Annotated in this window: 5 protein-coding genes and 1 pseudogene; 3 read left to right on the top strand and 3 right to left on the bottom strand. The window is 64.8% G+C overall.

What is annotated here, in order from left to right:
- Positions 1-241: 241 nt before the first annotated feature.
- Positions 242-1918 (bottom strand): methyl-accepting chemotaxis protein, encoded by a 1677-nt coding sequence (locus BUE39_RS33165; RefSeq protein WP_073432916.1) that lies wholly within the window; start codon positions 1916-1918, stop codon positions 242-244.
- Positions 1919-2430: 512 nt separating this feature from the next.
- On the opposite strand from BUE39_RS33165, the gene BUE39_RS33170 reads away from it, so the two are divergent.
- Both BUE39_RS33170 and BUE39_RS33175 read left to right on the top strand, forming a co-directional pair.
- Complete coding sequence (locus BUE39_RS33170; RefSeq protein WP_073432917.1) at positions 2431-3657, top strand: MFS transporter; 1227 nt, start codon at positions 2431-2433, stop codon at positions 3655-3657.
- A gap of 440 nt (positions 3658-4097) precedes the next feature.
- Positions 4098-6002, top strand: coding sequence for a propionate--CoA ligase (locus tag BUE39_RS33175; RefSeq protein WP_073432918.1), 1905 nt, complete (start codon positions 4098-4100; stop codon positions 6000-6002).
- Positions 6003-6025: 23 nt separating this feature from the next.
- On the opposite strand, the gene BUE39_RS33180 is transcribed toward BUE39_RS33175, so the two are convergent.
- Both BUE39_RS33180 and BUE39_RS33185 read right to left on the bottom strand, forming a co-directional pair.
- Positions 6026-6844, bottom strand: a complete 819-nt coding sequence (locus BUE39_RS33180; RefSeq protein ID WP_073432919.1) for a 5'-methylthioadenosine/adenosylhomocysteine nucleosidase — start codon at positions 6842-6844, stop codon at positions 6026-6028.
- Entirely contained in the window at positions 6841-9192 is a 2352-nt protein-coding gene (locus BUE39_RS33185; RefSeq protein WP_073432920.1) for a UvrD-helicase domain-containing protein, read from the bottom strand. Before BUE39_RS33185 ends, BUE39_RS33180 begins: the two co-directional genes overlap by 4 nt.
- Before the next feature lie 280 nt (positions 9193-9472).
- Between BUE39_RS33185 and BUE39_RS35830 the strand changes: the two are divergent.
- A pseudogene (locus tag BUE39_RS35830) lies at positions 9473-9643 on the top strand (helix-turn-helix domain-containing protein); the annotation flags it as partial.
- Between the last annotated feature and the right edge of the window lie 466 nt (positions 9644-10109).

The following is a 10109-nucleotide window of genomic DNA, read 5'->3' on the forward strand; positions in this document are numbered from 1 at the left end:
TCATGGTGTCTCTTGCGTTCCAGGGCATGGTCGGGACCGGGCGTTTTCGTACCCGGAAGTGTCAACCATGTCCTCGCACACCTGTCAGCTATGTCCCCGGTCTGTACACGGCCGGCAAAGAGAAGTAGGTGCCGCCCCGCACAGGGGCAACGCTAATAGACCACTAACAAATCAAGCAAAGGCCAACAAAGCAACAACCACCACCAACAGCGCCGCGCAGGCAAAAAACCCAAAAACACAATCACAACCTAAACTTCCCCACCATCTCCTTCAACCCCCGCGCCTGATCATCCAGCGACCGCGCAGCGGCCGTCGCCTGTTCAACGAGCGCGGCATTCTGCTGCGTGCCCGAATCCATCTGCGTCACCGCGAGGTTGATCTCCTCGATCCCGGCGCTCTGCTCCGACGACGCCGCCGAAATCTCGCCCATGATGTCCGTAACCCGCTTCACGGCCTTGACGACTTCGTCCATCGTCTGCCCGGCGTCCTGCGCCAGGGTCGAGCCATTGCTCACCCGCTCGACGGAAGCACCGATCAACCCCTTGATCTCCTTCGCGGCCGCCGCGCTGCGCTGCGCCAGGTTGCGCACTTCCGCGGCGACCACCGAAAACCCGCGCCCTTCCTCGCCCGCCCGCGCGGCCTCGACCGCCGCGTTCAAGGCCAGAATGTTGGTCTGGAACGCAATGCCCTCGATCACGCCGATGATGTCGCCGATACTGCGCGCGCTGTCGTTGATCTCGTTCATCGTCGCGACCACGCGGCTCACCACCTCGCCGCCCTTCTCCGCGATCTCCGACGCGTTGTTGGCGAGCGTGCTCGCCTGCTTCGCGTTGTCGGCGTTCTGACGCACGGTCGACGTCAACTGCTCCATGCTGCTCGCGGTGCGCTCGAGCGCCATCGCCTGCTGTTCGGTACGTTGCGAGAGGTCCTGATTGCCCATCGAAATCTCGCCCGAGGCGGTCGCGATCGCGTCCGCGCTCGCGGCAATGTCGGAGACCGTCGTCGCGAGACCGCCTTGCATGTCGTGCAGCGCGTACAACATGCTCGACCTGTCGTTGCGGCCGAGCGCGATCCGGTTCGTCAGATCGCCCGCCGCGATCCGGCTGGCGATTTCCTTCGCATACGCGGGTTCGCCGCCGAGTTGACGGGCAAGGCGTCGCACCACCCATTCGCTGATGCCGAACGCCAGCACGATCAGCCCGAGCGTCATCACCGCGATCATCACGAACGACGAGTGATAGATGAAGCCCGACGCGTCGATGGTCGCCTTCGCGGCCGTGCCGCGCTGCGCGACGAGTTCGTCGACGAGCTTTTCGAGCTTGCCGGTCTCGACCAGCAGGGAAACGTCCTGCGTGCCGACCTGCCAGTTCATCTGCGACAGATCGAGCGGCTGCGCCTTCACGAGCGTCACGAAGTCGCGCAGGTGGCCGCTCCATATCGCGACGGCGGCGGCGAATTTCTTCTGCTGATCGACCGCCTTCGCGTCGGATGAATCGACGTACTGCTGCAGCGTGCCCAGTTGCGCGCCGAGGCCGGCAAGGCCCTTGTCGATGTCGGCGCCCAGTTCGTCGCGTTCCTTCGCGGTGGTCGCGGTCAGCAGCGTTTTTTGCGCGCGGCTCGCGCGCAGCATGTAGCCGCGCGCTTCCTCGGCCGCGCGGCTGGCGACGTGGCCCTGGTCGTAGATCGATTGCGTGGAGGCATTCAGGCGGCTGATCTGCGTGAGCGAGAACACGCCGATCAGCAGCGTGCCGATCAGCAGCACCGCGAACGCGAGGCGCAGCATTATCCTCACCGGCAAGCCCTTGAACCGCACGGCGCGCGAGCGGCCGCCCTGTCCACGCGACGGCGACTTGCCAGCCGCTTGTGCATCCGGTACGAACCCCGCGCCCGTCTGGCCGCCTGGCGAAATGACTTTCATATTTTCCCGTCCCCACGAGTTCGGACTGCCGGAAAGGTCGATTCCGGCAGGGCTGCTTCATTGCTGCTTATCTCTCCGGGTCTACGGCATCAACCTCCGCGATCTTTAGCGTCGCGTCGAGAAAAAGCCGCTTGCGTGTCGCCCGGTTTCAGCGCGCCGCCTGGATGAGCGACGCGACCGCGACCGTTTTATACACGGCCAAAAATCGCTCCAAGCGCACTCCGAGCGCATTTATCCGGCCACTTGCCACACCCGAACGGTCATGGCAACCGATTCGCGGCGAGCACCGCGGCGGTGCGGCCCGCTCGCGTCTGGGCGCCTTTTTCGATGCTCTTTAGGGTTGCGCATGTCCGATTCTCGACAAAGCTTGTCCTTACAATTCACTCAAGCCACATTAAACTTCGGCAATTAGCTCGCAACGCCAAAGGCCGCGTCGATATGCCGCGACGCCCCGCTCCCAGGCATCGCGGCGTTGCAACGTGGCCGCCACCCTTTCTTTTCTGAACTCACGTATGGAAACGAGCCTCGACAAAAGCGCCCTCGCCGGCGCGCAAGCGCCCGCCAAAGTGCAACGCACGGTGTATTCCGTGCTGGGCGCGATCAGTTTTTCGCATCTGCTCAACGACATGATCCAGTCGTTGATCCTCGCGATCTACCCGATGCTGAAAGACAACTTTGCGCTGTCGTTCGGGCAGATCGGCCTGATTACGCTGACTTACCAGATCACCGCGTCGCTGCTGCAACCGCTCGTCGGCATCTATACCGACAAGCATCCGAAGCCGTACTCGCTGCCGGTCGGCATGGGTTTCACGCTCGCGGGCCTGCTGCTGATGTCGGTCGCGCCCAATTTCGGCGTGCTGCTGGTGGCCGCGGCGCTGGTCGGCTGCGGTTCGTCGGTGTTCCATCCCGAATCGTCGAGGGTGGCGCGCATGGCTTCGGGTGGCCGTCATGGTCTCGCGCAGTCGCTGTTCCAGGTGGGCGGCAACGCGGGTTCGTCGCTCGGGCCGCTGCTCGCCGCGTTGATCGTGATTCCGCACGGGCAGCGCAGCATCGCGTGGTTCTCGGTCGCCGCGCTCGTCGCGATCGTGGTGCTGACGCAGATCGGCCGCTGGTACAAGCAGCATCCGTCGGTGAAGAAGGCGCGCGGCCAGACCGCTCACGCCACGCTGTCGCGCAACAAGGTCATGTTCGCGATGGGCGTGCTGATCTTGCTGGTGTTCTCGAAGTACTTCTATCTCGCCAGCATCAACAGCTACTTCACCTTTTATCTGATCGACAGGTTCCATTTGCCGGTGCAGGCCGCGCAGGTCCACCTGTTCGTGTTCCTCGCGGCGGTCGCGGCGGGCACGGTGATCGGCGGGCCGATCGGCGACCGGATCGGCCGCAAGTACGTGATCTGGGTGTCGATTCTCGGCGTCGCGCCGTTCACGCTGCTGCTGCCGTACGCGAACCTGTTCTGGACCGGCGTGTTGACGGTGATCATCGGTGTGGTGCTGGCCTCGGCGTTCTCGGCGATTCTGGTCTACGCGCAGGAGTTGATCCCCGGCAAGGTGGGCATGGTCGCGGGGCTGTTCTTCGGTTTTGCGTTCGGCATGGGCGGGATCGGCGCGGCGGTGCTCGGGCAATTAGCCGATGCCACCAGCATCACCTACGTGTACAAGGTGTGCTCGTTCCTGCCGCTGATCGGCGTGCTGACGGTGTTTCTGCCGGACGTCGAAGGCAAGCGCGCGAAGGCGTGAGCGTTTGTTTTCGGGGGGTGCATGAGGAAAAGGCGCTGCGGCGCCTTTTTCTTTGGTGCTGGCGGGTGGCGCGGCGGGTCTTGCGGCGCTCGCCTTGGTGCTCGGTGCTCGGTGCTCGGTGCTCGGTGCTCGGTGCTCACGGCTCACGGCTCGCGGCTCGCGACTTACGGCTCGCGCCTCGCGGCTCGGTGCTCGCGGCTCACAGCTCGCGGTTCACAGCTCGCGGCTCGCGGCTCGCGGCTCGCGGCTCGCGGCTCGGTTCGACGCAATCATCATGGCCCGCGTCTCGCTCATGGTGAACCCGCGTTGTCCGCCGTGCCGGGCGTACCCTATGCTTGCGTGGACACACACGCCTTGCACTCGCGCCGCGCCACATTCGGCAATACGGCCGCATGCCGACTCGACGTCCGTCCATTCACGCAGCAGAAGGATCGCCGCAGATGACCACCTACCGCGACTTCCACCGCCGTTCGATCGAGAACCCCGAGGCATTCTGGCGCGACGAAGCGCGGCGGATTCACTGGGAGACGCCGTTCGACAGCGTGCTCGACCGCTCGAATCCGCCGTTCGCCCGCTGGTTCGTCGGCGGGCGCACGAACCTGTGCCATAACGCGGTGGACCGGCATCTCGCCGAGCGCGCGCAGCAGAACGCGCTGATTTATGTATCGACGGAAACCGGCATCGAGCGGCGCTACACCTACGCCGAGCTCCACGCGGAAATCAACCGGATGGCGGCGGTCATGCGCTCGCTCGGCGTGAAGCGCGGCGATGTCGTGCTGCTCTATCTGCCGATGATTCCCGAAGCGCTCTTCGCGATGCTCGCCTGCGCGCGGCTGGGCGCGATTCACTCGGTGGTGTTCGGCGGCTTCGCGGCGCCGAACCTCGCCGCCCGCATCGACGACGCGAAACCCGCGCTGATCGTCACCGCCGACGCCGGCGCGCGCGGCGGCAAGGTGATCGACTACACGCCGCTGGTGGACGAAGCGCTCGCGCGCGCGGCCCACAAGACCCCGCACGTGCTGCTGATCGACCGGCAACTCGCGCCCGAGCGCCTGAACGCGAACTATCTGGTTGCCTACGAACCGCTGCGCGGGAAGTTCTTCGACGCCCACGTGCCGTGCGAATGGCTCGAATCGAACGAGCCTTCGTATGTGCTCTACACGTCGGGCACGACCGGCAAGCCGAAGGGCGTGCAACGCGACGTGGGCGGCTATGCGGTGGCGCTGGCGGCATCGATGGAACATATCTTCGAGGGCCGGCCCGGCGACACGATGTTCACCGCGTCGGACGTGGGCTGGGTGGTCGGCCATAGCTACATCGTCTACGCGCCGTTGCTCGCAGGCCTGACCACCGTGATGTACGAAGGCACGCCGATTCGTCCTGACGGCGGCATCTGGTGGCGCCTCGTCGAACAGCACAAGATCAATCTGATGTTCACCGCGCCGACCGCGTTGCGCGTGCTGAAAAAGCAGGACCCGGCGCTGTTGAGGAAAGCCGATCTGTCGAGCCTGCGCACGCTGTTCCTCGCGGGCGAGCCGCTCGACGAACCGACCGCCGCATGGATCGCCGATGCGCTCGGCAAGCCGGTGATCGACAACTACTGGCAGACCGAAACCGGCTGGCCGATATTGGCGATTCCGCGCGGCGTCGAGGCGCTGCCGACCAGGCTCGGTTCGCCCGGCGTGCCGTCGGCGGGCTTCGATCTGAAGTTGCGCAATGAACTGACCGGCGAGCCTTGCGCGCCCGGCGAAAAGGGCGTGCTCACGCTGGGCTATCCGCTGCCGCCCGGCTGCATGTCGACCGTATGGGGCGACGACAAGCGCTTCGTGAGCACCTACTGGTCGAGCGTTCCGAATCAACAGGTGTATTCCACCTTCGACTGGGGCATTCAGGACGAGGACGGTTACGTGACGATCCTCGGCCGCACCGACGACGTGATCAACGTCGCCGGCCACCGGCTCGGCACGCGCGAAATCGAGGAAGCGTTGTCGAGCCACGCGGCAGTTGCGGAAGTCGCGGTGGTCGGCGTGACGGACGCGTTGAAGGGTCAGGCGGCGCTGGCCTTCGTGGTGCTGCGCGACGCGCAAGCCCACGCGAACGACAAGGCGCGCACGAAGCTGGAAGCCGAACTCATCGCGACGGTCGATCGCCAGCTCGGCGCGATTGCGCGGCCGGCGCGGGTGGTGGTGGTGTCGATGCTGCCGAAGACCCGCTCGGGCAAGCTGCTGCGCCGCGCGATCGCGGCGCTGGCCGAGGGACGTGAGCCGGGCGATTTGCCGACTATCGAAGATCCGGCGGCGTTGCAGCAGGTGCGCGACGCGCTGGGGAAATCCGATCAGACGTAACCGACGACCCAACCCGCGGCGACTCAACCCGCGCTACGCGCCGCCAGAAACCGCGCCAGAATCGCATTCGAATAAGCTCCGGCGATCTCGGTGAGAAACGATACGAACGACTCCGGCGCGTGATCGTCGGCGGTGTCCGAGATCGTGCGCACGACGGCGCACGGCACACCGTACTCGTGACACACCTGCGCGATCGCCGCGCCTTCCATCTCGACGGCAAGCGCGTCCGGCAAGGCCGCGCGCAAGGCTTCGACGCCCAACGCGCTGGCAATGAACTGATCGCCGCTGATAATCAGCCCGCGATGCACGCGCGGCTCGCGCGTGCCAAATCGCGCTGCGGACGCCGCGCCCGCTTCGGCCACGAAACGCTCGCACGCGGCGGCCAGTTGATCGGCAAGCGCCACATCGGCGGCAAAACGCGACACGCCCAACAGCGGCACTTCAAAACGTGGAAACAGCGGCGACGCGTCGAGATCGTGTTGCAGCAGCGCATTGGCGACGACGATATCGCCGATCCGCACCTCGCTGCCCACGCCGCCCGCGACGCCCGTGAACACGACGGCCTCGACGTCGAACGCATGAATCAGCGCGCTGACGGTCGCCGCCGCCGCGACCTTGCCGACGCGCGCCAGCGTCACCACGCACGGCGCACCGTGAACGGTGCCGAGGTGATAGTCACGCTGACCATGCGTGATGGTGCGCAGACCGGATTCGGCCCGCATCGCCTCGATCAGATCGCCGAGTTCCTGCGGCAAGGCGGCGAGAATGCCGAGCGGACGATGCGACGCGCTCGCGCCGCCGCGATCGGAATCGACACCGCCCGCCGCCCCAGCAGCGCTCATTCGACCGCCTGCAATTTGGCGACCGCGAGCGCCAGCCACTTCTCGCCGTGCCGCTTGAATTTGACCTGCGCCTTCGCGTCGGTGCCGCCGCCTTCGAGCGCGGTGATCGTGCCTTCGCCGAACTTGGTGTGGAACACCTGCTGACCGACGCGAAAACCCGTTTCCGCCGCGCGCTGTTCGTTGGCGAAGGCCGGCAGCGGCGCGGGCGTGGACGAAGCCGCGCCCGTGTAACCCGGCCGCGCGAACCAGTCGCGCCCGTAACCGGCGTTGTCCGAGCGGCCGCCCCAGCGCGCGCCCGCCTCCACTTTCGGCGTGAGCCACTTGAGCGTTTCCTGCGGCAATTCGTCGAAGAAACGCGAACGGATGTTGTAGCGCGTCTGGCCGTGCAGCATCCGGCTTTGCGCGAACGACAGATACAGCCGCTCCTTCGCCCGCGTGATCGCCACGTACATCAAGCGCCGCTCCTCCTCCAGACCGTCCGACTCCATCGCGCTGTTCTCGTGCGGAAACAGGCCCTCTTCCAGACCGGTGATGAACACCGCCGTGAACTCCAGACCCTTGGCCGCATGCACCGTCATCAGTTGCACCGCTTCCTGACCGGCCTGCGCCTGGTTGTCGCCGGCTTCGAGCGACGCGTGCGACAGGAAACCGGCGAGCGGCGTCATCGTGTCCGGGTTTTGCGCCGGGTCGGCGATGCCGGGCGCGTCGAACACGACCGTATTCGGATCGTCGGTGGCGACGGCCAGTTCAGGCGCGGCGGTCGCGCCGGGGCGCAGCGGAATCGAGCGCGCCGGCGTATCCATGCCGTAGCCTTCCTCGCTGACGAACGCGGCGGCCGCGTTGACCAGTTCCTGCAAGTTTTCCAGCCGGTCCTGGCCTTCGCGTTCGTTCTGATAGAACTCCGCGAGACCGCTCGTGCGGACCACGTGCTCGACGGTTTCCGGCAAGCTCATCTGCTGGGTTTCCGCGCGCATCCTGCCGATCAGATTGGCGAACGCCGCGAGGCTCGAACCCGCCTTGCCCGCGACATACGGAATCGCCGCGGCCATCGAGCAGTTGTACAGGCGCGCCGCGTCCGCGAGTTGTTCGATCGAGCGCGCGCCGATGCCGCGCGTCGGGAAATTGACGACGCGCGCGAACGCGGTGTCGTCGTTCGGATTGTCGATCAGGCGCAGATAGGCCAGCGCGTGCTTGACTTCCTGGCGCTCGAAAAAGCGCAAGCCGCCGTACACGCGATACGCGATGCCCGCGTTCACCAGCGTGTGTTCGATCGTGCGCGACTGCGCGTTGCTGCGGTACAGGATCGCGATCTCGCTGCGCGACGTGCCGGTGCTGATCAGCGCCTTGATTTCCTCGACGATCCAGCCGGCTTCCTGCGTGTCGGTGGCGGATTCGTACACGCGCACCGGTTCGCCGTGGCCGGCGTCCGTGCGCAGATTCTTGCCCAGCCGCCGCGAGTTGTTGGCGATCAACTGATTGGCGGCGTCGAGAATATGGCCGTGCGAGCGGTAGTTCTGCTCCAGCTTGATGAGATGCCGCACGTTGAACTCGTGCTCGAAGTCGCGCATGTTGCCGACGTTCGCGCCGCGGAACGCGTAGATCGACTGGTCGTCGTCGCCCACCGCGAAGATCGAGTTGGCCTGGCCCGCCAGCAGCTTCAGCCACGCGTATTGCAGCTTGTTGGTGTCCTGGAACTCGTCCACCAGAATGTGCCTGAAGCGCGCCTGATAGTGGGCGCGCAGCGGCGGATTGTGCGCGAGCAGTTCATGACAGCGCAGCAGCAGTTCCGGAAAATCGACCACGCCTTCGCGCTGGCACTGCTGGTCGTAGGCTTCGTACAGTTCGACGAACTTGCGGTTGAAGTTGTCGGTGGCGTCGACGTCCTTCGGGCGCAGGCCTTGTTCCTTCGCGTTGTTGATGAAGTACTGGAGATTTTTCGCCGGGTACTTTTCGTCGTCGATGTTGAGGCCCTTCATCAGACGCTTGATCGCGGAGAGCTGGTCGGCGGTGTCGAGAATCTGGAACGTGGCCGGCAGACCCGCGTCGCGATGATGCGCGCGCAGCATGCGGTTGCACAGGCCGTGGAAGGTCCCGATCCACATGCCGCGCGTGTCGATCGGCAGGAGCGCCGAAAGACGCGACATCATTTCGCGCGCGGCCTTGTTGGTGAAGGTCACCGCCAGGATCGTGGCGGGCGAGGCCAGCCCATGCTGGATGAGCCACGCGATGCGGGTGATCAGAACGCGGGTTTTGCCGCTGCCCGCGCCGGCGAGAATGAGCGCCGGCTCATTGGGGAGCGTGACGGCGGCGTGTTGTTCGGGGTTTAGGTTAGCTAGCAGATCGGGCATTTTTCTGGAGGGACGGCGGTTCGTTCGTCATTATATGCCCCTGCGGGGAGTGGGATTTTTGGCCTGCTCGGCGGGGTTTTGGTTTGGTTGGTTTTTGCTTTTTGGTTTGGTTCGTCTTGCTTTTTGGCCTTTTCTTGATTTGTTAGTGGTCTATTAGTGTTGCCCCTGTGCGGGGCGGCACCTACTTTCTTTGCCGCCGTGTACGGACCGGAGACATGGTTGACAGGTGTGCGAGGACATGGTTGACACTTCCGGGTACGGAAAACGCCCGGTCCCGACCATGCCCTGGAACGCAAGAGACACCATGAGCCTCAGACAGGAATTTGTTCATCTGGCCGGTCAGCACACGCTCACGATCACCGAACTGTGCGAGCGCTTTAACATCAGCCGGCAGACCGGCTACAAATGGCTCAAACGTGGCGAGGACGCGCTGGCGGATCGGCAAGGACGAGGCGAGGCCGACGGCGGCCCCCACGGCGCAAAAAATTACCGCTGTCTTCCTTGGCAGACCCATCCGCGACGCACGCAGTGCGGAGTGGGAGCTGATGACGGCCTGGTCACTGACGCTGGCTGTGCGAGGGATCATCCGTTTATCGCACCACGGCCCCCTCCAAGCCAGGAGACCCGCTTGAAAGCTGGCGGTGTGAGCCGCTTTCTTTGCCTACTTTCTTTGCGGCGGCAAAGAAAGTAGGTGCCGCCCCGCACAGCAATGCTCTCAACTTAAGCCTCAAAGAGCTTGTAAACGAGGCATTGCCCCTGTAAACTTCATCGCATAACTCACTGATAAATCAACGATATGAACTCAAATACCAGCGTCCTCGCGGCTTCTGGCTGAGTTCTCCGATTTCCTGCTCGATCCGGCGCTCGCCGATCGCGTGCGTCGTTCTCCCACTGCCTTTACCCGCAATCGCACACTG

Source organism: Paraburkholderia terricola (assembly GCF_900142195.1).
Lineage (GTDB): Bacteria > Pseudomonadota > Gammaproteobacteria > Burkholderiales > Burkholderiaceae > Paraburkholderia > Paraburkholderia terricola.